Source organism: Pseudomonas sp. P5_B2 (assembly GCF_056400445.1).
The window spans coordinates 1-667 of sequence record NZ_JBFULH010001368.1 but is presented as its reverse complement, the minus strand read 5'-3'; the positions used below and the strand labels follow the sequence as shown (position 1 = coordinate 667).

The 667-nt window shown below is 59.5% G+C and carries 1 protein-coding gene; it reads right to left on the bottom strand.

Features of this window, described 5'->3' with window-relative positions; all coding sequences use genetic code 11:
- Positions 1-79: 79 nt before the first annotated feature.
- Positions 80-559, bottom strand: coding sequence for a 2,4'-dihydroxyacetophenone dioxygenase family protein (locus AC1DRJ_RS31265; RefSeq protein WP_477805508.1), 480 nt, complete (start codon positions 557-559; stop codon positions 80-82).
- Positions 560-667: the final 108 nt, after the last annotated feature.

The window sequence follows — 667 nt, the reverse complement described above, 5'->3', positions numbered from 1 at the left end:
CCCCTGGATGTTGGTGATCAGGTAACCGTCCCGGCGGCCCCGTGAATCGGGGCGTGCCGGGAGCGTTGCTGGAACCGGATCAGTTGAATGCCGTGAGATCTTTCGGCTGGATGTCATGCAGCTCGCAGTAGGCGAGATAACGCTTGAGCCCGGACTTCCAGTTTTCCAGCGCGACGATGTTGTCGTTGTCATCGACAAACGCAAGGTCGCCATTGACCTGGACCAGGGTCAGCACATAGCCGTCGCCATTGCCGGTGCTGACGACTTCCGGGGTGTGAGTCGACCCGGCCGTCTCGTAGACGATGCTGCCCGGGCCGGYGACCCAGTCGTGCTCCTTGTACTTCCACTGACCTTCGAAGGTGTAGACCATCACCGTGCCCGTGTGGTGGTGCTTGGGCAGCTGCATGTCGATCGGCGCCTTCATCATGACGATCCATTCGCCACGAATCGGGTCGAGCTTKAAGTATTTGAGCAGCACGTTGTCCGCATACGGGGTAAACGGAATCCAGGGCAGGGATTCGCCATCGATGACGGCGGTGTCGACGTGTTCGTAGAGCATAGGTATCTCCGTTGATTGTTGTTTTGATCGGGAATTTTTCGGCGGCCGGGATCGTCCGACCATCACGGATGGTCGGGTGCCCGGGCTGTCTGTCTGGCAGTCAGGGTC